The organism is Pseudomonas frederiksbergensis, from assembly GCF_001952935.1.
Classification (GTDB): Bacteria; Pseudomonadota; Gammaproteobacteria; order Pseudomonadales; family Pseudomonadaceae; genus Aquipseudomonas; species Aquipseudomonas frederiksbergensis.
In genome coordinates this window covers 5,495,022-5,517,072 of the sequence record NZ_CP018319.1, presented here as the reverse complement: position 1 = coordinate 5,517,072, position 22,051 = coordinate 5,495,022, and the positions used below count along the sequence as shown (strand labels likewise).

Here is a 22,051-nt window from a genome sequence, read left to right as displayed (position 1 = left end):
TTGCACCACCGTGGCCACTTACTCACTCGTTATCCGCCGGTTGATGATCGTTTCGCTGACCATCGTCGTCAGCCGCGCCATTACCAGCCCGCTGCTGACGCTGTTCCTGAGCAACAAACTCGGCCTCAACCAACAGGATGTCGGCTTGCTGCTGGGCATCGCGGTCTTCATCGCCACCCTGCTCGCGCTCTACGGCGGTTACATCATCGACCGCCTCGAGAAGCGCCGGCTGTTGATCCTGGCGATGCTCTCCAGCGCCATCGGCTTTGTGCTGCTGACTTTCGCCGACAACCTCTACCTGACCACCGCCACCCTGGTGATCACCGAAACCGCCTCGGCACTGTTCCTGATCGGTTCAAAGGCGATCCTCAGCGAAAACCTGCCCGTGGGCCAGCGCGCCAAGGCGTTTTCCCTGCGCTACACCTTGACCAACATCGGCTACGCCACCGGCCCGATGCTGGGCGTGGTGATTGCCGGCGTGTATCCGATAGCACCGTTCCTGATCGCCGGCGGCATCGCGTTCTTCAGTATTTTCCTGATGATCGGGATACCGAAGGATTCGGCCCAGGCTCCCGCGATTGGCCAGCCAACGAGTTTTCTCAAGACCCTGATCACTCTGAAAAACGACCGCACGCTGATCATGTTCACCTGCGGCTGCCTGCTCAGCACCGTGGTCCATGGCCGTTTCACCCTGTACCTGTCGCAATACCTGTTGGTGACTCAAGACACCAAACGGGCACTGGAAACCATGGCCGCCCTGCTCGCCTGCAATGCGATCAGCGTGATCCTGCTGCAATACCAGATCGGTCGTTTCCTCAAGCGCGAACAATTGCGTTACTGGATCGCGGGCGGTACCAGCCTGTTCATCGTCGGTTTGATCGGCTTCAGCCTGGCCGACAGCCTTGTGAGCTGGTGCGTGGCCATGTTCATCTTCACCCTCGGTGAAATGATCATTTACCCCGCCGAATTCCTCTTCGTTGACACCCTGGCGCCGGAAGAGCTGCGCGGCAGTTATTACGGCGCGCAAAACCTCGCGGCCCTCGGTGGTGCCCTGAGCCCGGTGATTTGCGGTTTCCTGCTGATGCACACCCCGGCGCCAACGATGTTTTATGCCCTGAGCGCATTGACCGCGATGGGCGGTTTGCTGTGTTTCATGAGCGGTCGCCGGGTGGCTTTACAGCAAAATTAATGCACTAAAACTGCATTAATATGAATTTGTCAGCATCGGGAATGAGCGGCACACTGTGCCCCGTTCCTCCCCCAATAGTTGGAACAACTTCAAGGGCTTTCTGGGTATCCCAGCTAAGCCTTTTTTTTGCCTCGGTTTTTTTCAACGGATCGTCTGACTCATGTTTGCTCGCTGGTTTCCCGCTGCCATCAACACCCGCCCCTCCGAATGGAGCCGCGCCGCGATTGGCATGTCCTTGGGCACGATGTTCAGCGTCTGGCTCTGCAGCCAGGTATTTGGAATGCAAGTGGCGCAACACCTGATCGGTCCGCTGGGTGCATCGGCCGTGCTGCTGTTCGCAGTGTCCTCCGGCGCACTTGCCCAGCCCTGGTCGATTCTTGGCGGCTACCTCAGCGCCGGGGTGGTTTCATTGCTGGTCGCTCACGTGCTCGGGCGGACCCTCGGCAGCGCTTGCCTGGCAGCCGGCATGGCGCTGATTCTGATGTGCTGGCTGCGTTGCCTGCACCCACCGGCCGGGGCCTTGGCGTTGCTGTTGGTATTGGCAGACCCGGCGACCATTGCCCTGGACTGGAAAGCCCTCGGCCCGGTGATGCTCAGTGGATCGACCATGCTGCTCAGCGCCCTGGCCTACAACAACCTGACCCGTATTCGTTACCCAAAACGCGCCAGCGAACCGGCGTCCATCGTTCCGGCCGACCGCCCGCCCACCGACAGCCAGGCGATCACTGCCGCGGATCTGAAACTGGCCCTTGCCGACATGGAGGCCTTCTACGACGTCACACCCGAAGACCTTGAACAATTGATCCATGCCAGTGAGTTGCATGCCAAACGGCGCAGCATTGGTGAAGTCCTCAGCGGTAGAACCTGAAGAAACAAAGATCCCCTGTGGGAGCGAGCCTGCTCGCGAAGGCGGTGTGTCATACAAATCAATATTGACTGACAGCGCCCCATCGCGAGCAGGCTCGCTCCCACAGGTTCAGCGCCAACCCAAAAATCTGTTCAGGCTGCTGACTGTTGCCGCACCGGCACCGCCAGACTCACCGCGCGCACCGATGACCCGGCACTCAATCCCAATCTCTTCGCAGTTGCTGCATCGACAATCAACGTCCCGGCGGCCACCCGCGCCGGTGCCGCGATAATCCGGCACTCGGCAAATTGACGGTTATGAATCAGGTAAGTCGCCGCCTGCTCCCCCGGTGTGCCAATGCTCAGTTGCAGCACCTGGCTGTCGCGCACCGCACGGATTTCCCCGGTGGCGCATTCGATCAGCGGGCCGCCGTCGAAGATGTCGATGTAGTCGCGGTGCTCGAATCCTTCAGCCTTGAGCATGCCCAGCGCCGGTTCGGTATTGGGGTGAACACGCCCGATGACGGTTCGCGCCGCTTCAGCCAACAGGCAGGTGGGCAGTGGAAACTTGGGCATCAGCTCGGCGATGAAGGTTTTGTTGCCCAGCCCTGTGAGATAGTCGGCATCGGCAAAGTCCATCTTGAAGAAGTGCCGACCCAGGCCCTCCCAGAACGGTGAAACGCCCTCTTCGTCCGAGTAGCCGCGCATCTCGGCGATGACTTTCTCACCGAAGTGCTGACGAAATTCCGCCAGAAACAGGAACCGCGCCTTGGACAGCAACCGCCCGTTCAGACCGCTGCGGTGATCGGCATGCAGAAACAGTGAACACAGTTCTGAGTGACCGGTCATGTCGTTACCGAGGAACAACGTCGGCAGTTGCTGATTGATCCCGAGGTTTTTCGAGGCCGCGACAAACAGGCCCAGTCGGTAGTTGTACCAGGGCTCGCGCAGGCCGACGGCCCCGGCCAGTGCGCAGATGCCGATGGCTTCATGCTGGTCATTCTCAAGCACAAACAGGTAATCGGCATCGGCGCGTTCGGCTTCGCCGGCGAAGGTCTTCGCTGCCCATTCCAGACGCTGGCGCAGACGCCCCGCGTCGGCCGGCAAGGTGGTCAAGCCGGTTCCGGCGCTATGGGCCAGGGCTAACAGTGCCGGCAGGTCTGCCGGTGTGGCTGGACGAACGATCATTGCATTTGCTCCTGGGTAGCCCGATGTTTGGACAGAAAGACTTCGGCCAACATGCAGCGCGCGCTGCCGCCGCCGATGCGTTCGATGGTGTCGATGTTCACGGGGAGCGGCGTGGCGTGGGTTTCGATCAAACGACGCTGGGCGGCATCCAGCGATTGCCAGGCCGTGCGCGACATCACCAGCAAGGGTTCGCCCGCAGCGTTGTGGACTTCCAGCATGTTGCCGGCGAAAGCTTCCAGTTGCTCCCAGCTCAGGGCAATCACCTGTTTGCCGCTGTCTTCCAGGCGTTTACGCAGGGCCAGGCGTTCGGTCGGGTGCGTAACTGACGTCAGGCAGGCCACGGCCAGGCGCGTGCCGACACTCATCATCACGTTGGTGTGGTAAATCGCGACGCCTTGGCGGTCCACCGCGTTGAAGGCGCACAGCTCGTAACCCAAATGACTGACCACCTGGTCCAGGGCGCGGGCATGGGTGCGGGTGGAGTAACCGGCGTAGCAAATCCGCTGCTGACGATCCAGCACCATGCTGCCGGTGCCTTCGAGGAACACTTCCTGCTGTTCGAGGCTGGAAAGGTCGAGCAACTGCTCGACCCGGTACTCGTCCCGCAGCCAGTCAAGCACGCCTTTGTCCCGTTCCAGACGCCGGTTGTGGCCCTGCATCGGGTACAGCACCAAGGTGCCGTCGGGATGGCTGCTCCACCAATTGTTAGGGAAGATCGAATCCGGGGTATGCGGCGCTTCGCGGTCGTTGTGCACCCTGACCTCGACACCGTGGTTGCGCAGCGCAGCAACGTAGCCATCGAACTCTTGCAAGGCCTTTTGCTGCACGTCTTCGCTGACGGCGGCCGGCTGCTGGAAACGGTTGTTCGCCGCCGTGTCCTGATTGAAGGAGAAACGTGTCGGGCGAATCATCAAAACGGTATTGGTGGTTTGCATGGGCACAGATTCAATGAGGGCTGAGAGGTACTCATTGTCTGTTTCGCAGGCTGGAAAACCCGGTTGATAAGTGTCTGCGGCGTGATGGAAACGGCTGAAAAACGTGTGTGGCCCAGCCGATTCGGCGGAGCTGAACACAAAAAAAATCGCAGCCCGAAGCTGCGATTTTTTGTTCTGCCAAACCTATTCCATCGTGGTCTTGACCATCGCCAGTTCCGGATGGCTGACCAGTTTGTCGATGTGCAATTCCGGGTCATCGAACCAGACTTCGGTCAGCACCCGATAGTGCTCCATGTCCCGGCAACGCATGCGCAAGCTGTAGTCGAACGCACCGCTGATCAACTGACATTCCATCACCTGAGGGCAGGCGCGGACCTTGGCTTCGAACGCCTTCTGCGCCGCGCGCCCGCTCTGGTTCGACAACGCAACCAACACCAGCAACGACAAGCCTGGCGTCAGTTTCTTTTCATCGAGAATCGCGCCATACCCACGAATGACCCCGAGCTGTTCGAGTTTGCGCACCCGTTCCAGGCACGGCCTGGGCGTGAGATGGACGCGCTCGGAAAGCTTTTGATAAGTGATGCGCCCTTCGTGGCGCAACACTTCGATGATTGCCTGATCGATACGATCAAGCACGATCGACAGATCGCGGATATCCGCCATGTACGTCTTGCCTCACTTCAAACGACCCGATAGGAATTGCTGCAAACGTTCACTTTTTGGCTGGTCAAGGATCGTAGCATCACCCTGCTCCTCGACCTTTCCCTGATGCAAAAACAACACCTGGCTGGAAACCTGCCGGGCAAACCCCATTTCGTGGGTCACCATCAACATGGTACGGCCTTCCTCGGCCAGGGCCTGAATGACCTTCAGCACCTCACCCACCAATTCCGGATCGAGTGCCGAGGTCGGCTCGTCGAACAACAGAATCTCCGGTTCCACCGCCAGGGCACGTGCGATCGCCACCCGTTGTTGCTGGCCACCGGACAGAAACGCCGGGTATTGATCGGCCACTCGTTGCGCCAGACCGACCTTGTCCAGGTAAGCCCGCGCACTTTCTTCGGCGGCCTTGCGGCTGATCCCCAACACCCGGCACGGCGCCAGCACGATGTTCTCCAGGACCGTCAGATGGCTCCACAGATTGAAATGCTGGAACACCATTGCCAGGCGCGTGCGCAGACGCTGCAATTGCGCCGGATGAGCGACGCGCATGCCACCGGCACCCGGGCGCGTGATCACGCGCTCGCCGTCCAGTTCAATGGCGCCTTCGTCCGCGCGCTCCAGAAAGTTGATGCAGCGCAGCATCGTGCTTTTACCCGAACCGCTGGCGCCGATCATGCTCACCACATCGCCTGCCCGTGCATTCAACGAGACGCCCTTGAGCACTTCGTTGTCACCAAAACGTTTATACAGATTTTCAACCGTGAGTTTGTACATGTCAGCACTCCTGGAGCGGCAGGCCTGGCGGCACCGCTCTGGACAGAAAATGGGATTTAGTGAGTCGGGCCGAGAAAACCCAGCCAACGCTTCTCTGCGAACCGGAAGGCGCCGACCAGGCCGAACGACAGCGCGAGGTACAGCAGCCCGGCAATGCCGAAGGCCTGGAAGGTCATGAAGGTCGCGGCATTGGCGTCCCTGGCGACTTTGAGGATGTCTGGAATGGTGGCGGTGAACGCCACTGAGGTCGCGTGCAACATCAGGATCACTTCGTTGCTGTAATACGGCAGTGCCCGGCGCAACGCCGAAGGCAGAATCAGCCGCAGGTACAGGCGCCAACCGCTCAAGCCATACGCGTGGGCGGCCTCGATTTCACCGTAGGGAATGCTGCGAATCGCCCCGGCGAAAATTTCCACGGTGTAGGCGCAGGTGTTGAGCGTGAACGCGAGCAAGGTGCAGTTCATCGCATCGCGGAAAAATGCTTCGAGCAACGGTTGCGAGCGCACCACCGCGATGCCGTAGATCCCGCTGTAGCAAATCAGCAACTGGATATACAGCGGCGTACCGCGAAACACGTAGGTGAACAGCTGAACCGGCTAGCGCAGCAGGCCCCAGCGCGAGGTGCGCATGATCGCCAAGGGCAACGACAGGAAGAACCCCATCACAATGCTCGCCACCAGCAGCCACAACGTCATGGCCAACCCGGTGAGGCTGTAACCGTCGCTGAACAGAAAGGGTTTCCAGTATTCGGCAATCAACTCGATCATCGTGCCATCCCCCGCACACCCTGGTTATAGCGCCGTTCCAGCACGCGCAAAACGTAGTTCGAAGCGCTGGTGATCAGCAAATACAGCGCCGCTGCCAGCAGCAGGAAATCGAGCATGTTGAAGGTACTTTTTCCGGCTTCTTGCGCGACCTTGACCAGGTCCGACAACCCGATGATCGACACCAGCGCCGTGGCCTTGAGCAGCACCAGCCAGTTATTGCCCAGGCTCGGCAAAGCGAAACGCATCATCTGCGGGAACACCACGAAGCGGAATCGCTGCCAGCGGTTCAGGCCAAAGCACGCGGCGGCTTCCTGCTGGCCGCGCGGTACGCTCAGAATCGCCCCGCGAAAGGTCTCGGTGAAATACGCGCCGTAGATAAATCCGAGGGTGATGACCCCGGCCACGAACGGATCGATTTCCATGTAGGGCCAGTCCATGGCTTCGGTCAGGCTGCTCAGCCAGCCTTGCAGGCTGTAGAAAATCAGCAGCATCAGCACCAGGTCCGGCACCCCGCGAATCAGCGTCGTGTAGAAGGTTGCCGGCAGGTTCAACAGCTTCAGCGGCGACAGTTTCGCCGCCGCGCCGAGCAGGCCCAGTGCCATGCTCACCAGCAGCGAGAGCGCTGACAATTTCAGCGTGACCCAGGTGCCATGCAGCAACAATGGGCCATAGCCTTGCAGGGCAGAGAGATCGACCCCGATCAGATTCAGGAAGGAGTTCACGTCAGTCACCTGTCTTGAGGCGCCCGCGCGCAAGCGCTGCGCCTGTTACCAGGACGCAGCCTTTGGGGCGCGGGGATCAGTAGTTGTAGAGGTCCAGATCGCCGAAGTGTTTCTGCTGGATCTGCGCGTAGATACCCTTGTCATGCAGGGCCTTGATGGCAGCATTGAGCATGCCTTTGAGTTCTTCGTTGCCCTTGCGCACGCCGATGGCGATGTCGGAGGGGACCAACGGGTCGCTGATGCCTTCACTGTTCTTGAAGTCAGCACCTTGAGGGGAAGTCAAAAAGCTCATTTGCGCCTGCATCTTGTCCTGGATCGAGGCGTCGAGACGGCCAAATACCAGGTCGGCGTAGACCTGATCCTGATTCTGATAGGCCCGCAGTTTCACGCCGCCCGGCCCCAACTTGGCCTTGGCGTAGGTTTCCTGGATCGTGCCCTGCATGTAACCGATGGTCTTGCCCTGCAGCGACTCGGCGGTGGGCAACAGCCCGGAATCCTTGCGAGTGACGATGGCGGTCGGCCCGGCATACAGGCGGTCGGTGAAGTCGATCTGTTTTTTGCGCGCATCGGTCACGGTCATCGATGATTCGATGGCATCGAACTTGCCCGCCTTGAGGGCCGGAATCAGCCCGTCGAAGTCATTGCTGACCCACACGCATTTAACCTTCAATTCGGCGCAGATCGCATTGCCCAAATCCACGCCAAAGCCCTGCACGCCGCCATCGGCGGTGGAGGATTCAAAAGGCGGGTAGCTCGGGTTGACGCCGAATCGCAGCTCCTTCCATTCCTTGGCACTGGCGCCGGTGGTGCAGCACAGCAATGCGATTGCCGACAAGCTCAGCCATCTAGTCTTCATCTTCTTGAATCCCGATTTATTTGGAATTATCGCGGCCAGGCTAACCCGGCCACCTTTATGGGCAGGAACAGAGAGTCGATGCGGCTAACACCGCAACAGCGTTCTTATTGTTTTGCACGGTGGGCCGCACTCAGCGGCACCCGGCCTGAAACCCTCGGCAGAAGGCTTCAAACCCGAGGCCAGAATGCCAAGAGATGAGCGGGTACAGGTGTCGTACGGGCCGGTGTAGACACCCGGATTGCGCTGATAAGGCTGTTTTGACAGCCGAATCTGTCGTGAGCCCGGCCCACGGCCGTATTCAGAAAGGAATTCTCCACTGCCATTACAAAAATGCAGGCAAGACCTGCACATATGCCGGTTGTACATCACAAATTTGCACTGTTACGATCCAGCATCGCTCGCGCGCGAGCTTCTCTATAAAGAACAATAAAAGCAGGGAGTTAGTGATGACTGCTCAGGTTTCTTCTCCGCGGACTTCGTCCATGGAAGCCACGCAAAACGAAGTGCTGGCCGAGGTTCGCAACCACATCGGTCACCTGACCCTCAATCGCCCCGCCGGCCTCAACGCCATTACCCTGAACATGGTGCGCAACCTGCAGCGTCAGCTCGACGCCTGGGCACTGGATCCGCACGTACACGCGGTGGTGTTGCGCGGCGCTGGCGAGAAGGCGTTCTGTGCTGGCGGCGACATCCGTTCGCTGTACGACAGCTTTAAAAACGGCGACACGCTGCACGAAGATTTCTTCGTCGAGGAATACGCCCTCGACCTCTCGATTCACCATTACCGCAAACCTGTGCTCGCCTTGATGGACGGTTTTGTCCTGGGTGGCGGCATGGGCCTGGTGCAAGGCGCCGACTTGCGGGTGGTGACTGAGAAAAGCCGTCTGGCCATGCCGGAAGTGGCGATCGGTTATTTCCCGGATGTCGGTGGCAGCCATTTCCTGCCGCGCGTTCCCGGTGAACTGGGGATTTACCTCGGCGTCAGCGGCGTGCAGATCCGCGCGGCCGATGCACTCTATTGCGGCCTGGCCGACTGGTACCTGGAAAGCGACAAGCTGGGAACCCTCGACGAGCAACTCGACCAGCTCGAATGGCACGAATCACCCTTGAAGGACCTTCAAGGTCTGCTGGCGAAACTTGCGGTGCAACAACTACCCGACGCGCCATTGAGCGCGTTGCGTCCGGCCATCGATCACTTCTTCGCCCTTCCCGATGTGCCGAGTATTGTTGAGCAACTGCGTGAAGTAACGGTTGCCGACAGCCACGAGTGGGCCAAGACCACCGCCGACCTGCTGGAAAGCCGTTCACCGCTGGCCATGGGCGTGACCCTGGAAATGCTCCGTCGTGGTCGGCACTTGAGTCTGCAAGACTGCTTCGCCCTTGAGCTGCACCTGGACCGTCAGTGGTTCGAGCGCGGCGACCTGATCGAAGGCGTGCGCGCCTTGCTGATCGACAAAGACAAGAAGCCGCGCTGGAACCCGCCGACCTTGCAGGCGCTGGACGCCGAGCATGTCGCGAGTTTCTTCAGCGGTTTTGACCAAAGCGGGAGCTGAGCCATGCACGATATCGAATTGAACGAAGAGCAAGTCATGATCCGCGACATGGCCCGGGACTTTGCCCGCGGCGAAATCGCCCCCCACGCCCAGGCCTGGGAAAAGGCCGGCTGGATCGATGACGGTCTGGTGGCGAAGATGGGTGAACTGGGCCTGTTGGGCATGGTGGTGCCCGAGGAATGGGGCGGCACCTATGTCGACTACGTCGCCTACGCCTTGGCCGTGGAAGAGATTTCGGCCGGTGACGGCGCCACTGGCGCACTGATGAGCATTCACAACTCCGTGGGCTGCGGTCCGGTCCTCAACTACGGCACTGAAGAACAGAAACAAACCTGGCTGCCGGATCTGGCCAGCGGTCAGGCCATCGGCTGCTTCTGCCTGACCGAACCCCAAGCTGGGTCCGAAGCCCACAACCTGCGCACCCGCGCCGAACTGCGCGACGGCCAGTGGGTGATCAACGGCGCCAAGCAATTCGTCAGCAATGGCAAACGGGCGAAACTGGCTATCGTGTTTGCGGTGACCGATCCGGACCTGGGCAAGCGCGGCATCTCCGCGTTCCTGGTGCCGACCGATACCGCGGGTTTCATCGTTGATCGCACCGAACACAAAATGGGCATTCGCGCGTCCGATACCTGCGCGGTGACCCTGAGCAACTGCACGATTCCTGAAGCCAACCTGTTGGGTGAGCGCGGTAAAGGACTGGCGATTGCCCTGTCGAACCTCGAAGGCGGCCGCATCGGCATCGCGGCACAAGCGCTGGGCATTGCCCGCGCGGCGTTTGAAGCGGCGCTGGCCTATTCGCGGGATCGGGTACAGTTCGACAAGCCGATCATCGAGCACCAGAGCATTGCCAACATGCTGGCTGATATGCACACCCGGTTGAACGCAGCACGACTGCTGATCCTGCATGCCGCGCGGTTGCGCAGTGCCGGCAAGCCGTGTCTGTCGGAGGCTTCACAGGCCAAATTGTTTGCGTCGGAGATGGCCGAGAAAGTGTGCTCGTCGGCGATGCAGATTCACGGCGGGTACGGGTATCTGGAGGATTACCCGGTGGAGCGCTACTACCGGGATGCGCGGATTACGCAGATTTATGAAGGGTCGAGCGAGATACAGCGGATGGTGATTGCCCGGGAGTTGAAGCACTACCTGGTCTAAATCAACGCCACAGAACTGATCGTTCCTACGCTCTGCGTGGGAACGCCGCCCGGGACGCTCCGCGTCCCTTCTCAAGCGTGACGCAGAGCGTCACAGGATGCATTCCCACGCAGAGCGTGGGAACGATCGGTTCGGGTTACTTACCCTTAAACTCCGCCTCACGCTTGGCAATAAACGCCGCCATCCCTTCTTTCTGATCCTGTGTGGCAAACGCCGCATGGAACACCCGTCGTTCAAAACGCACACCTTCCGACAGGCTCACTTCAAACGCGCGGTTGACGCTTTCCTTGATCATCATTGCAATCGGCAACGACTTCTTGGCAATCAGCGCCGCGACTTTCAACGCTTCTTCCAGCAACTCATCAGCCGGAACAATCCGCGCGACAATCCCGCAACGCTCCGCTTCCACCGCATCGATCAAGCGACCGCTGAGGCACATTTCCATGGCCTTGGCCTTGCCTACCGCGCGGGTCAGGCGCTGGGTGCCGCCCATGCCCGGCAGTACGCCGAGGTTGATTTCCGGCTGACCGAACTTGGCATTGTCGCCAGCCAGGATGAAGTCGCACATCAGCGCCAGTTCACACCCACCGCCCAAAGCGAAACCGTTGACGGCGGCAATGATCGGCTTGCGGCGGTTAGCCACGCGATCGCTGTCGCTGAACAGGTCGTCGAGGTAGATCTGCGGGTAGGTCAGCTCGGCCATTTCCTTGATGTCGGCGCCGGCCGCGAAGGCTTTTTTCGAGCCCGTGAGCACGATGCAGCCGATGTTCGAATCAGCTTCCAGGCCATCGAGGGCGTGGTTCAGCTCGCTGACGATCTGCGCGTTCAACGCATTCAGCGCTTGCGGACGGTTCAGGGTGATCAGGCCAACGCGACCATGGGTTTCCAACAAAATCGTTTCGTAGTTCACAAGTAGCTTCCTTCTCAAAGATTGCGCGAAATAACCATGCGCTGAATGTCGCTGGTGCCTTCGTAGATCTGGCAAACGCGTACGTCGCGGTAGATCCGTTCCAGCGGGAAATCGTTCAAGTAACCGTAACCGCCGAGGGTTTGCAATGCCGAGGAGCAGACTTTCTCGGCCATTTCCGAGGCGAACAGCTTGGCCATGGACGCTTCGACCAAGGCCGGCTTGCCGCTGTCACGCAGCGCCGCCGCGTAATGCACCATCTGTCGGGCGACGGCGATCTGGGTCGCCATGTCCGCCAGGCGGAACGCGACCGCTTGATGTTCGATGATCGGCTTGCCGAAACTTTCACGCTCGCGGGCATAGTCGCGGGCCGCTTCGAACGCAGCGCGGGCCATGCCCACCGATTGCGAAGCGATGCCGACACGGCCGCCTTCGAGGTTGGCCAGGGCGATTCGATAACCTTCGCCCTCCTCGCCCAAGCGGTTGGCCACCGGCACCTTCACGTCCTCAAACAGGATCTGGCAGGTGTCGGAGGCGTGCTGGCCAAGTTTGTCTTCGACCCGTGCGACTTTATAGCCTGGCGAATCGGTCGGTACGATCAATGCGGTGATGCCACGCTTGCCAGCACTCGGATCGGTCACGGCGAACACGATCACCACCCCGGCGTTCTGCCCGGAGGTGATGAACTGCTTGCAGCCGTTCAACACGTAATGATCGCCTTCCAGACGGGCACGGGTTTTCAGGCCGCTGGCGTCGGAGCCGGCCTGCGGTTCGGTCAGGGCAAAAGCCCCGAGCATCGAGCCGCTGGCCAACGGTTTGAGGAAGCGTTCTTTCTGGTCGTCGTTGCCGTACTTGAGAATCGGCACGCAACCCACCGAGTTGTGCACGCTCATGATGGTCGAGCAGGCGCCGTCGCCGGCCGCGATTTCTTCCAGGGCCATGGCGTAGGCCAGGTAACCGGTGTCGCAACCGCCCCACTCTTCCGGCACCAGCATGCCGAAGAAACCCAGTTCGGCCATTTCGCCGATGGCTTCCTTGGGGAAGCGATGCTCGCGGTCCCACTCGGCGGCGAACGGTTTCAGCCGTTCCTGGGCAAACTGCCGGGCCGCGTCGCTGATCTGAAGTTGTTCGTCATTGGGAATCATGCCAAATCCTTAATTTGGTTAAGACGCAGGTCCTGTGGGAGCCTTGTAGCGAGGGGGCTTGCCCCCGTTGGGCCGCGCAGCGGCCCCACAAATCTGCGAGCGCTGCGCACTCGAACGGGGGCAAGCCCCCTCGCCACAAAGCCCGTTCCCACAGGGATTTGCGTCAGCCCTTAGTAAAGGCATTCAACGGCCATGGCCGTGGCTTCGCCGCCGCCGATGCAGATCGCTGCAACGCCGCGTTTCAGGCCTTTCTGGCGCAGGGCCGAGAGCAAGGTCACGAGGATCCGCGCGCCAGATGCGCCGATCGGGTGGCCGAGGGCGCAAGCGCCGCCGTGAACGTTGATCTTCTCGTGGGGGATTTCCAGTTTGGTCATGGTCACCAGACTGACCACGGCGAAGGCTTCGTTGACTTCGACCAGATCGACTTCGTCCAGGGACCAGCCGGTTTTCTTCATCAGCTTCTCGATCGCGCCCACCGGTGCCACCGGGAACAGGCCCGGGGTGTCGGCAAACGCCGCGTGGCCGTGAATCACTGCCAGCGGTTTCAGGCCGCGTTTTTCCGCTTCGGAACGGCGCATCAACACCAGTGCCGCAGCACCATCGGAAATGGAGCTGGAGTTCGCCGCCGTCACCGTGCCGCCATCGCGGAACGCCGGTTTCAAGGAAGCGATCTTGTCCAGTTTGGCTTTCGGTGGTTGTTCGTCGTTGCTGATCAGCACCTGCTCTTTGCCGACGGTCACGGTAAGCGGCACGATCTCGTCTTTGAAGCTGCCGTCCTTGATCGCCTGCTGCGCGCGGGTAGTAGAGGCAATGGCAAACGCGTCCTGGGCTTCACGGGTGAAACCGTTGGTTTCCGCGCAATCCTCGGCGTAGGTGCCCATCAGGCGACCCTTGTCGTAAGCGTCTTCCAGACCGTCGAGGAACATGTGGTCAAGGACGCGACCGTGGCCCATGCGGTAACCGCTGCGGGCGCGGTCCAGCAGATACGGCGCGTTGGACATGCTTTCCATGCCGCCAGCGACAACCACGTCGGCGCTGCCGGCCACCAGCATGTCGTGGGCCAGAATGGCCGCTTCCATGCCCGAGCCGCACATCTTGTTGAGGGTGGTGCAGCGGGTCGATTTATCCAGCCCGGCGCCCAATGCAGCCTGACGCGCTGGCGCTTGGCCAAGGCCGGCGGACAGGACGCAACCGAACAGCACTTCTTCAACCGAGTCTGGCGCCACACCGGCACGTTCGACGGCGGCGCGAATCGCCGCAGCACCGAGTTGCGGTGCGGTCAGGCTTTTCAGTTCGCCCTGGAAACCGCCCATCGGGGTGCGGACGGCGCTGACGATAACAATGGGATCGTTGGAAATAGTCATGACAAATCCTCCTTATTTGGCAGCCATGCGCAAGGCGCCGTCGAGACGGATCACCTCGCCATTGAGCATGCTGTTTTCAATGATATGCCTGACCAGCCCGGCATACTCGCTCGGTTTGCCCAAGCGTGGCGGAAACGGCACGCCAGCCGCCAAAGATGCGCGGACTTCCGGGGCCATGCCAGCCATCATCGGGGTTTCGAAAATGCCCGGGGCGATGGTCATCACGCGGATGCCGAAGCGCGCCAGTTCACGGGCGGCGGGCAAGGTCAGGCTGACGATCGCGCCCTTGGAGGCGGCATACGCGGCCTGACCGATCTGGCCGTCATAGGCGGCAGCCGAGGCGGTGTTGATGATCACGCCGCGCTCGCCGTCAGCATCGGCCTCGGTTTCGGCAATCGCCGCAGCGGCCAGGCGCAGCATGTTGAAACTGCCGATCAGGTTGACGTTGATCACCTGGCTGAAATTGGCCAGCAGGTGCGGGCCGTTCTTGCCGAGAATCTTTTCACCGCGCACGATGCCGGCGCAGTTGACCAGGCCATTGAGGCCACCGAAGGCTTTGACCGTCGCCTGCACAGCAGCTTCGGCCGCAGCTTCGTTGCTGATGTCCGCCACCACGCTTTGCGCGCCGAGACGTTCAGCCTGGGCCGCAACGGCTTCGGCGTTCATGTCCACCAGCATCACTTTGGCACCGGCCGCGACCAGCATTTCAGCCGTGGCCGCACCGAGGCCGGATGCACCGCCGGTGACGAGAAAAACCTTGTTTTCGATCTGCATCATTGTTTCCTTGGATTCAAGCTGAAACGTTCTTCGCGGCGGTCTCTTGAGCCTTGGCGATTTCCTGGTTGCGCAAGATAAAGCGCTGCAATTTGCCGCTTGGGGTTTTCGGCAATTCGCTGACAAATTCGATTTCGCGCGGGTACGAGTGCGCGGCCAGTCGTTTGCGCACGTGTTGGCGCAATTCTTCGGCCAGTTCCGGCGCCGCGCGGTATTGCGGACTGAGCACGACAAACGCCTTGACCAGTTCGGTGCGTTCCGGATCGGGCTTGCCGACCACCGCCGCTTCAACCACGGCCGGGTGTTCGATCAACGCGCTTTCCACGTCGAACGGACCGACGCGATACCCGGAGGTGGTGATCACGTCGTCGCTGCGACCGACGAAGCTGATGCTGCCATCCGGGTTCCACTCGACGGTGTCGCCGCTGAGGTAATAGTTGCCGACGAAGGCCTTGGTCGGTGCGCCTTCGTAACCGGCGAACCAGCACATCGGCGACTGGGTGCGATCGATGGCCAGAATGCCTGGCTGACCAACGCCGAGTTCCTTGTACTCGTCATCCAGCACCACGATGCGGTGGCCTGGCGAGGCGAAACCGGCGGCGCCCATGTGGATCGGGTGCTCCAGGCCATGGTGATTGCACAGCACCATACCCAGTTCGGTCTGGCCATAGTGGTCGTGGATGACCACGCCGAGGTTGTCGGCGAACCAGCGAATCACTTCCGGGTTCAGTGGCTCGCCGGCGCTGCTGACGATGCGCAGCTTGCCCTTGATCGAGCGGGCGAACTCGTCGCCACCGGCGATCAACAGGCGATAGGCCGTCGGCGAGCCGGTGAGGTTGGTGATCCCGTATTTGTTGATCACCCGGCAGGTGCTTTCGAGGGAGAACGGGCCATCGTAAAAGGTGATCGGATGCCCCATGGCCATCGGCCCGGTGACCCCGAAATAGATGCCGTAGGCCCAACCCGGATCGGCGACGTTCCAGAAGGCGTCTTCAGGGCGCAGGTCCACAGCGTCACGGGTGTAGCTCTGGAAGGCGACGATGGCCTTGAGCGGAACGGACAGCGCTTTCGACGGACCGGTGGTGCCCGAGGTGAACATCAGCAGGAACGGGTCTTCACCCGTTAGCAGGACCGGTTCGCACTCTGCAGAATAATTGGCCAGTTCGGCCCAGAAGCTGTAATCGCCGCGGACGATGCCTTGGCCTTTGGGACCGGCCACGGTGACGATGGTCGGGCAGTCGGCGACTTCAGAGAGTTTGGAGCGATTGCCCGCGTCGGTGACCACCACTTTGGCGCCCGAGGTGCTGAGGCGATGTTCGATGGCTTTCGGGCCGAATGCCGTGAACAGCGGCTGGTAGACCGCGCCGATGCGCCAGGTGGCGAATACGGTGATCAACAGTTCGATGTTACGTGGCAGGAGACCGGCCACCTTGTCGCCTTTTTTCACGCCCTGGGCCAGCAGGAAATTGGCGAAACGCGCGGCTTTGTCCTGCAAGTCGCTGAAAGTGTAGGTCGCGCTGGCGCCATCGCGGCCTTCCCAGAACAGCGCGATGCGCCCCGGCAAGGCATGCCGGTCGCAACACTCGACGCAGGCATTGAGGGCAGTCAAATCGCCTGCGAGTGTAGCGTCGACGGTGTGCTGATAATTGAACTGTGATGTAGCAGACAAGTAATCGCGCATTGCCAGAATCCCTTTGTTTTTTTATTAGGCTGGGGAACCTCGATTAACAAGGAAATACTCGCTCTGTGCGGGGCGCGGGACAATGGTCAAAGCTATCAAGTTGCGTGACTGGTTTGGCCAAGATCCGAGAGGTGCGTCGCCTGGGCGGACGCCATCGCGGGCAAGCCTTGCTCCTACAGGGGAACGCATTCCAAATGTGGGAGCGAGCCTGCTCGCGATAGCGTCAGACCAGACACCACAGGCTTCAATGATCGTTCCCACGCTCTGCGTGGGAATGCCTCCACGGACGCTCCGCGTTCGGCTTTGGATGGGACGCAGAGCGTCCCGGGCTGCATTCCCACGCAGAGCGTGGGAATGATCGGTGTCTAGCTCGATTCGTTGAGGATCAGGCTGCGGTAATGTCCGGGATTTGACCCCGACCACTTGCGAAACGCCTTGTAGAACGAGCTGGTATCGGCAAAGCCCAGCCGCGTGGCGATCTCGGCAAAGCTGATGGTCGGTTCTGCCAGCCAGACAATCGCCAACTCCTTGCGCACGCTGTCCTTGAGCCCCTGGTAAGTCTGGCCCTCTTCGGCCAGGCGTCGACGCAAGGTGGAAGCCGACATGCACAGCTGTTGTGCCAGGGGTTCGGTTTCCGGCCAGTGTTCGGCGGGTAGTTGTCGCAAATCGTGCTTGATCCGGCTGGCCAGGCTCTCCGGGTCGCGGTACTTGACCAGAATATTGGCCGGCGCATGGGCCAGGAAACGCTTGAGTTCTTCCGGGCTGCGCTTGATCGGCAAGTCCAGGCACTCGGCGGAAAAAATCATCCGCGTGCGCGGCCGTTCGAAACGCAGGTTCTCGGAGAACATCACCTGATAGTCATCGCAGAAGTCAGGCTGCGGGCAGCGCAACTCGATGGCCAGGATCGGAATCCGCCGCCCCGCCAGCCAGCAGGCGACGCCGTGAACGATCATCCAGTAGGTGAAATACGTGAAGGCGCGGCGCGGGTCCTGGTCGTCTTCGAGCAGGACGATTTCCGCCAGGCTTTGCTGACGAACCAGTTGCGCGGGCAGGTGCTCGAGCATCAACGACAAAAAGCTCAAACCCGAGGTCAGGCCGGCGGCCAGACTCGGCTGGACCATGGAGCAGCGACAGAGAAACTCCAGACTGCCGGATTTGAGTTTGCGCGGGTCCATGCCAAAAAACTCATCGTCCCCACGTCGGGCCAGTAAACGCCACAGACGCGCATAAGCGGTGGCCGGCACGCGTGCATCGCTGCTGTCGAGCAGTGCCGGATCGATACCGACCTTGGTCAACACCTCATCGGTGGTCGCCCCGGGGGCGCAACTTTGCAACAGTGCTTCACGCACCAGTTGAATGGAGATGGTGTCTTTTTCCGACATTGACCGAGCTAAGCCCTGTTCTTGTTTGAAGTGGTGGGCCTATTTGCCCGCCGTGCTACAGAATCCGGTACAACAACCGCTCGATCCGCACCCGACTCACGCGCTTGAGAAACTTGGCCACCCCTGGCGGGTATTCCAACAGCGTTTCCAGTTCCTGGTAACGCTCGATGCGACGGGTGTTCTCGAAAATCTCCGCCAGCTCTTTACGACGCGGCTCCAGCAACTCGCCTTTCGGATCATCGATCAGCAAGGCGTTTTCCAGGTCGAGCCGGAACGCCCGCGGGTTGAGGTTGTTGCCGGTCAGCAAGGTGTAGCGCTGGTCGATCCACATGCCCTTGAGGTGATAGGTGTTGTCGCCGTCACGCCACAGATGCAGGTTCAACTGGCCACTGTCGACGCTGCGATGATGACGTTTGGCGAAGCGCCGCAGGCTGATTTCGTAAAGGTATGGCAGCGCCGAAATCACCTTGAACGGCTCGCTCGGCGGGATGTAGAAGTCGTTGGCTGTCTTGTCGCCGACAATGATGTCGATCTTCACGCCGCGCGCCAGTGCCCGGTTGATTTCCCGGGTCACGGCCAGCGGCAGGTTGAAGTACGGCGTGCAGATGGTCAGTTGATGCTGAGCGCTGGCGATCAACTCGCAAATCACTCGGCTCAACGGGTTGTTCTTGCCGACACCGAGCAATGGGCTGACCGACAAACCGCCCTTTTCCGTGGTGCCAGTCGTGGTGTCGTACGCCGCATGCTTGAGGCGGCTGCGCAGGTCGCCGATGTCGTTGCGCAGGCTGCGGGTGGTCGGCAGGTTTGGCAAATCCAGACGATGCACCGCTTTGGAGGCGATCAGACCGTGCTGGATCAGGTGCTGCATCGAATCGGCCAGGGCGCTGTTCTGCAGCAGGTGATAACGGTCGTAGCGGTATTTGTCGAATTTGTGCAGATAAACGTTGTTCAGGCTCGCGCCGCTGTAGATCACGCAATCGTCAATCACGAAGCCCTTCAAATGCAGGACGCCGAACAGCTCTCGGGTCTGCACCGGAACGCCATACACCGGCACTTCACTGGCATGAGTGCGGGTGGTTTCCTGATACCAGGCCGAGTTGCCCGGCTGCTTGCCGGCGCCGATCAAGCCGCGCTGGGCGCGCAGCCAGTCAACCACCACCACCACGTCCAGTTCCGGACGCGCCAGTTTGGCCGCGTGCAAGGCATCGAGAATTTCCTGGCCGGCTTCATCCTGTTGCAGATAGAGCGCGACGATATAGATGCGCCGGGTGGCGCTGGCGATCTTTTCCAGCAGGCACCGACGAAACTCGGCAGCGCCGGAAAGGAAGGTGACGGCATCGGCGGTCAGCGGAAAACTGCGCAGTTTAGGCAGCAGAGAGCGTTTGAAAAGCGACGGCATAGGGCTCGCAAAAAGGTCGAATCCGAAGAACCCGAGAGCTTACACCATGGATCGGCTCGGGTCTTCCCACCACATTGATCGTTCCCACGCTCTGCGTGGGAATGCATCCCGTGACGCTCTGCGTCACATCAACGGCGGACGCAGAGCGTCCATGGCGGCATTCCTTTGCGGCGCATGGGAACGAACAGTCAAAAACAATTGCTTGACCAAGGAGAACGATCGTTCTACTGTTCGCAACATGAACGAAATAACCAGCAACGACACACGCGACATCATTCTGGATGTCACCGAAAAGTTGATCTACAAAAGTGGCATCGCTGCCACCGGCATGGATCTTCTGGTGAAAACCGCCGGCGTTTCCAGAAAGAGTATTTACCGCTACTTCGCCAACAAGGAGGAGCTCACCGTCGCGGCGCTGCAACGCCGTGATGTGCGCTGGATGCACTGGTACCGAAGTGAAGTCGGCCAAGCCGAAACGCCGGCCGACCGCCTGCTCAACCTGTTTACCGTACTCAAGGCCTGGTTCGCCTCCGAAGGTTTCCGTGGCTGTGCATTCATTAATACCAGTGGCGAAACCGGCGACCCGCAAGACCCGGTTCGCCTGGTTGCCAAAGAGCATAAACAGAAGCTGCTCGACTACGTGCGCGAGCTCTGCACCGAACATGGCGCCACAGACCCGGAGACGCTGGCCAAACAGCTGCTGATCCTGATCGACGGTGCCATTACCGTGGCGCTTGTCATGGGTGATCACAGTGCCGCCGATAATGCGCAATGCATGGCGCGAAAGTTATTGGACCTGTAACACTCAAACCAAGCCCGACAACTTGCTAGAACTTTACTTTGATAGGGAGACTATTAATGTCTAATGCCGAAGTTCGTCCGCCATTGCCGCCGTTCACCCGTGAGTCGGCCATCGAAAAAGTACGCCTGGCCGAAGATGGCTGGAACTCCCGCGACCCGGAACGGGTATCGCTGGCCTACACCCTCGACACCCAATGGCGTAACCGCGCCGAGTTCGCCTACAACCGCGAAGAAGCCAAAGGTTTCCTGACGCGCAAATGGGCCAAGGAACTGGATTACCGCCTGATCAAAGAACTTTGGGCCTTTACCGGCAACCGCATCGCCGTGCGTTATGCCTACGAATGGCACGACGACTCGGGCAACTGGTTCCGCTCCTATGGCAACGAAAACTGGGAGTTCGACGAAAACGGTTTGATGGCCAATCGGTTTGCCTGCATCAACGACATGCCGATCAAGGAAAGCGACCGCAAGTTCCACTGGCCGCTGGGCCGCCGGCCTGACGATCACCCAAGCTTGTCCGACCTGGGCCTGTAAACACTGATCCAATGTGGGAGCGGGCTTGCTCGCGAAGGCGGAGTGTCAGTCGACATCATTGTTGCCTGATACACCGCTTTCGCGAGCAAGCCCGCTCCCACAGGGTTTTGGGGTGTTCAGGCGACCGCGGCCTGCTGCCTGGCCGCTGCATTAGCTTCCAGCTCACGCACCAACGGCAACACCCGCTTGCCGAAATACTCCACTTCTTCCTGGAAGTGCAGAAACCCCGCCAATACCAGGTCCACGCCCACCGCTTTCAACGCGACGATCCGCTCGGCAATCTGCTGCGGCGTGCCGATCAGGTTGGTCTTGAAGCCGTCGTTGTACTGCACCAGATCGTCGAACGTCGACTTGGCCCAGTTGCCCTCACCCTCAGGTGACGCCCTGCCCGCCTGCTTCGCCGCATCGCCGAACGCATTCACCGCCTCGGGGTCCGCCTGATCGATGATTTGCGCCAGCACCGCTCGCGCTTCTTCTTCGGTGTCGCGGGCAATGACAAACGCGTTCACGCCGACTTTCACCGAATGATTGTTCGCCGCCGCCTTGGCGCGGATGTCATCGACCTGGGCCTTGATGCCTTGCGGGGTGTTGCCGTTAGTGAAGTACCAGTCCGAAACCCGCGCCGCCATGTCCCGAGCCGCGCGGGAACTGCCACCCTGAAAGATTTCCGGCTGACCCAGCGGTTTGGGTTTGAGGCTGTAGTTGTCGAAGCGGTAGAAGTCGCCACGAAAGCTAAAGTTATCCTGGCTCCAGATGCCTTTCAGCGAGCGGATGAATTCTTCGGAGCGGCGATAACGCTCGTCGTGTTCCAGCCAGTGTTCGCCAATCGCCTGGAATTCACCCTTGAACCAGCCACTGACAATGTTCACCGCCACCCGGCCGTTAGTCAGCTGGTCGATGGTTGCCAACTGCTTGGCCGCCAGCGCCGGTTGCCAAGGGCCGGGCAGGATCGCGGCGATCACCTTAAGTCGCGTGGTGGCGGCCAGCAACGCGTGGCTGAAGGCGACGGATTCGTGCTGGTACTCGGCGCCGTAACCGGCGGTAAAGCGGATCTGCGTCAGGGCGTATTCAAACCCTGCCTCTTCGGCCAGTTGCGCCAGTTTGCGGTTGTAGTCGATGCCCCAGTGGGTGCGTTGCTCGATCTTGCTGACCACCAGCCCGCCGCTGACGTTCGGCACCCAGTAGGCAAATTTGACGGCTTGCTGACTCATTGGCATGTCCTCGGGACGTTAGGGATGTCCTGGGGTGAGAGCAGCAACCGTGCCAGCGCACAAATCGCGGGGTGAGCGAGAACTGTGGCGAGGGGGTTTACCCCCGTTGGGCTGCGAAGCGGCCCCAAAAAACAGGACTGCTGCGCAGTCCAACGGGGGTAAACCCCCTCGCCACAAAGTGTGGTGTGGCTGGGGCAAATTGCTG

The 22,051-nt window shown here is 60.4% G+C and carries 20 protein-coding genes and 1 pseudogene; 6 read left to right on the top strand and 15 right to left on the bottom strand.

Annotated features, from left to right (window positions below; all coding sequences use genetic code 11):
• The first annotated feature begins 10 nt into the window (after nt 1-10).
• Nucleotides 11-1,189: an MFS transporter gene (locus PFAS1_RS25915; RefSeq protein WP_076031065.1), complete on the top strand. Its 1,179-nt coding sequence runs from the start codon at nt 11-13 to the stop codon at nt 1,187-1,189.
• Nucleotides 1,190-1,349: 160 nt separating this feature from the next.
• On the top strand, nt 1,350-2,057 hold the full coding sequence (locus PFAS1_RS25910) for an HPP family protein (RefSeq protein ID WP_074876717.1): 708 nt from the start codon (nt 1,350-1,352) through the stop codon (nt 2,055-2,057).
• 131 nt (nt 2,058-2,188) lie between these two features.
• Here PFAS1_RS25910 and astA read toward each other — a convergent pair whose 3' ends face one another.
• From astA to PFAS1_RS25875, 7 genes and pseudogenes are all read right to left on the bottom strand, one after another.
• Entirely contained in the window at nt 2,189-3,223 is a 1,035-nt protein-coding gene (gene astA, locus PFAS1_RS25905; RefSeq protein ID WP_076031064.1) for an arginine N-succinyltransferase, read from the bottom strand.
• Nucleotides 3,220-4,158: a citrulline utilization hydrolase CtlX gene (gene ctlX / locus PFAS1_RS25900; RefSeq protein ID WP_076031063.1), complete on the bottom strand. Its 939-nt coding sequence runs from the start codon at nt 4,156-4,158 to the stop codon at nt 3,220-3,222. Before ctlX ends, astA begins: the two co-directional genes overlap by 4 nt.
• A 183-nt stretch (nt 4,159-4,341) precedes the next feature.
• Nucleotides 4,342-4,821, bottom strand: coding sequence for an Lrp/AsnC family transcriptional regulator (locus PFAS1_RS25895; RefSeq protein ID WP_074876723.1), 480 nt, complete (start codon nt 4,819-4,821; stop codon nt 4,342-4,344).
• A 12-nt stretch (nt 4,822-4,833) separates the two neighbouring features.
• A complete protein-coding gene (locus PFAS1_RS25890) occupies nt 4,834-5,595 on the bottom strand; it encodes an ABC transporter ATP-binding protein (protein ID WP_074876725.1) in 762 nt (253 codons plus the stop codon).
• A 56-nt stretch (nt 5,596-5,651) separates the two neighbouring features.
• Nucleotides 5,652-6,362, bottom strand: a pseudogene (locus tag PFAS1_RS25885) (ABC transporter permease).
• Nucleotides 6,359-7,084 carry an ABC transporter permease gene (locus PFAS1_RS25880; RefSeq protein WP_033054762.1) on the bottom strand — a complete coding sequence of 242 codons (726 nt, stop codon included), beginning with the start codon at nt 7,082-7,084 and terminating at the stop codon, nt 6,359-6,361. The pseudogene PFAS1_RS25885 and the gene PFAS1_RS25880 overlap by 4 nt, the downstream one beginning before the upstream one ends.
• A gap of 76 nt (nt 7,085-7,160) precedes the next feature.
• A complete protein-coding gene (locus tag PFAS1_RS25875; RefSeq protein ID WP_074876729.1) occupies nt 7,161-7,940 on the bottom strand; it encodes a transporter substrate-binding domain-containing protein in 780 nt (259 codons plus the stop codon).
• A gap of 446 nt (nt 7,941-8,386) precedes the next feature.
• Here PFAS1_RS25875 and PFAS1_RS25870 point away from each other — a divergent pair, with 446 nt between their 5' ends.
• Nucleotides 8,387-9,493 (top strand): enoyl-CoA hydratase/isomerase family protein, encoded by a 1,107-nt coding sequence (locus PFAS1_RS25870; protein WP_076031062.1) that lies wholly within the window; start codon nt 8,387-8,389, stop codon nt 9,491-9,493.
• Nucleotides 9,494-9,496: 3 nt separating this feature from the next.
• A complete protein-coding gene (locus tag PFAS1_RS25865) occupies nt 9,497-10,648 on the top strand; it encodes an acyl-CoA dehydrogenase family protein (RefSeq protein ID WP_076031061.1) in 1,152 nt (383 codons plus the stop codon).
• 136 nt (nt 10,649-10,784) lie between these two features.
• Here PFAS1_RS25865 and PFAS1_RS25860 read toward each other — a convergent pair whose 3' ends face one another.
• The 7 genes from PFAS1_RS25860 to pssA form a co-directional block, all read right to left on the bottom strand.
• A complete protein-coding gene (locus PFAS1_RS25860; RefSeq protein ID WP_076031060.1) occupies nt 10,785-11,558 on the bottom strand; it encodes an enoyl-CoA hydratase in 774 nt (257 codons plus the stop codon).
• Between the two features lie 14 nt (nt 11,559-11,572).
• Nucleotides 11,573-12,700, bottom strand: coding sequence for an acyl-CoA dehydrogenase (locus PFAS1_RS25855; RefSeq protein ID WP_074876733.1), 1,128 nt, complete (start codon nt 12,698-12,700; stop codon nt 11,573-11,575).
• A gap of 170 nt (nt 12,701-12,870) precedes the next feature.
• A complete protein-coding gene (locus tag PFAS1_RS25850; protein ID WP_076031059.1) occupies nt 12,871-14,064 on the bottom strand; it encodes an acetyl-CoA C-acyltransferase in 1,194 nt (397 codons plus the stop codon).
• Between the two features lie 12 nt (nt 14,065-14,076).
• The gene (locus tag PFAS1_RS25845) at nt 14,077-14,838 is read right to left on the bottom strand and encodes an SDR family NAD(P)-dependent oxidoreductase (RefSeq protein WP_076031058.1); all 762 of its coding nucleotides are present in this window, start codon (nt 14,836-14,838) and stop codon (nt 14,077-14,079) included.
• 16 nt (nt 14,839-14,854) lie between these two features.
• The gene (locus tag PFAS1_RS25840; protein WP_076031057.1) at nt 14,855-16,519 is read right to left on the bottom strand and encodes an AMP-binding protein; all 1,665 of its coding nucleotides are present in this window, start codon (nt 16,517-16,519) and stop codon (nt 14,855-14,857) included.
• Nucleotides 16,520-16,884: 365 nt separating this feature from the next.
• Nucleotides 16,885-17,901 (bottom strand): AraC family transcriptional regulator, encoded by a 1,017-nt coding sequence (locus tag PFAS1_RS25835; RefSeq protein WP_076031056.1) that lies wholly within the window; start codon nt 17,899-17,901, stop codon nt 16,885-16,887.
• Between the two features lie 55 nt (nt 17,902-17,956).
• Complete coding sequence (gene pssA, locus PFAS1_RS25830) at nt 17,957-19,300, bottom strand: CDP-diacylglycerol--serine O-phosphatidyltransferase (protein ID WP_076031055.1); 1,344 nt, start codon at nt 19,298-19,300, stop codon at nt 17,957-17,959.
• A 238-nt stretch (nt 19,301-19,538) separates the two neighbouring features.
• On the opposite strand from pssA, the gene PFAS1_RS25825 reads away from it, so the two are divergent.
• Both PFAS1_RS25825 and PFAS1_RS25820 read left to right on the top strand, forming a co-directional pair.
• A complete protein-coding gene (locus PFAS1_RS25825; RefSeq protein ID WP_076031054.1) occupies nt 19,539-20,102 on the top strand; it encodes a TetR/AcrR family transcriptional regulator in 564 nt (187 codons plus the stop codon).
• Nucleotides 20,103-20,158: 56 nt separating this feature from the next.
• Nucleotides 20,159-20,635 carry a nuclear transport factor 2 family protein gene (locus PFAS1_RS25820; RefSeq protein ID WP_076031053.1) on the top strand — a complete coding sequence of 159 codons (477 nt, stop codon included), beginning with the start codon at nt 20,159-20,161 and terminating at the stop codon, nt 20,633-20,635.
• Between the two features lie 116 nt (nt 20,636-20,751).
• On the opposite strand, the gene sfnG is transcribed toward PFAS1_RS25820, so the two are convergent.
• Nucleotides 20,752-21,846 (bottom strand): dimethylsulfone monooxygenase SfnG, encoded by a 1,095-nt coding sequence (gene sfnG / locus PFAS1_RS25815; protein ID WP_076031052.1) that lies wholly within the window; start codon nt 21,844-21,846, stop codon nt 20,752-20,754.
• Between the last annotated feature and the right edge of the window lie 205 nt (nt 21,847-22,051).

Excerpts from the sequence above, each read along its gene's own strand:
- PFAS1_RS25910 (WP_074876717.1), top strand. The coding sequence starts at position 1,350 with ATGTTTGCTCGCTGGTTTCCCGCTGCCATCAACACCCGCCCCTCCGAA.
- astA (WP_076031064.1), bottom strand. The coding sequence starts at position 3,223 with ATGATCGTTCGTCCAGCCACACCGGCAGACCTGCCGGCACTGTTAGCC.
- ctlX (WP_076031063.1), bottom strand. The coding sequence starts at position 4,158 with ATGCAAACCACCAATACCGTTTTGATGATTCGCCCGACACGTTTCTCC.
- PFAS1_RS25895 (WP_074876723.1), bottom strand. The coding sequence starts at position 4,821 with ATGGCGGATATCCGCGATCTGTCGATCGTGCTTGATCGTATCGATCAG.
- PFAS1_RS25890 (WP_074876725.1), bottom strand. The coding sequence starts at position 5,595 with ATGTACAAACTCACGGTTGAAAATCTGTATAAACGTTTTGGTGACAAC.
- PFAS1_RS25875 (WP_074876729.1), bottom strand. The coding sequence starts at position 7,940 with ATGAAGACTAGATGGCTGAGCTTGTCGGCAATCGCATTGCTGTGCTGC.
- PFAS1_RS25870 (WP_076031062.1), top strand. The coding sequence starts at position 8,387 with ATGACTGCTCAGGTTTCTTCTCCGCGGACTTCGTCCATGGAAGCCACG.
- PFAS1_RS25865 (WP_076031061.1), top strand. The coding sequence starts at position 9,497 with ATGCACGATATCGAATTGAACGAAGAGCAAGTCATGATCCGCGACATG.
- PFAS1_RS25855 (WP_074876733.1), bottom strand. The coding sequence starts at position 12,700 with ATGATTCCCAATGACGAACAACTTCAGATCAGCGACGCGGCCCGGCAG.
- PFAS1_RS25850 (WP_076031059.1), bottom strand. The coding sequence starts at position 14,064 with ATGACTATTTCCAACGATCCCATTGTTATCGTCAGCGCCGTCCGCACC.
- PFAS1_RS25845 (WP_076031058.1), bottom strand. The coding sequence starts at position 14,838 with ATGCAGATCGAAAACAAGGTTTTTCTCGTCACCGGCGGTGCATCCGGC.
- PFAS1_RS25840 (WP_076031057.1), bottom strand. The coding sequence starts at position 16,519 with ATGCGCGATTACTTGTCTGCTACATCACAGTTCAATTATCAGCACACC.
- PFAS1_RS25835 (WP_076031056.1), bottom strand. The coding sequence starts at position 17,901 with ATGTCGGAAAAAGACACCATCTCCATTCAACTGGTGCGTGAAGCACTG.
- pssA (WP_076031055.1), bottom strand. The coding sequence starts at position 19,300 with ATGCCGTCGCTTTTCAAACGCTCTCTGCTGCCTAAACTGCGCAGTTTT.
- PFAS1_RS25825 (WP_076031054.1), top strand. The coding sequence starts at position 19,539 with ATGAACGAAATAACCAGCAACGACACACGCGACATCATTCTGGATGTC.
- PFAS1_RS25820 (WP_076031053.1), top strand. The coding sequence starts at position 20,159 with ATGTCTAATGCCGAAGTTCGTCCGCCATTGCCGCCGTTCACCCGTGAG.
- sfnG (WP_076031052.1), bottom strand. The coding sequence starts at position 21,846 with ATGAGTCAGCAAGCCGTCAAATTTGCCTACTGGGTGCCGAACGTCAGC.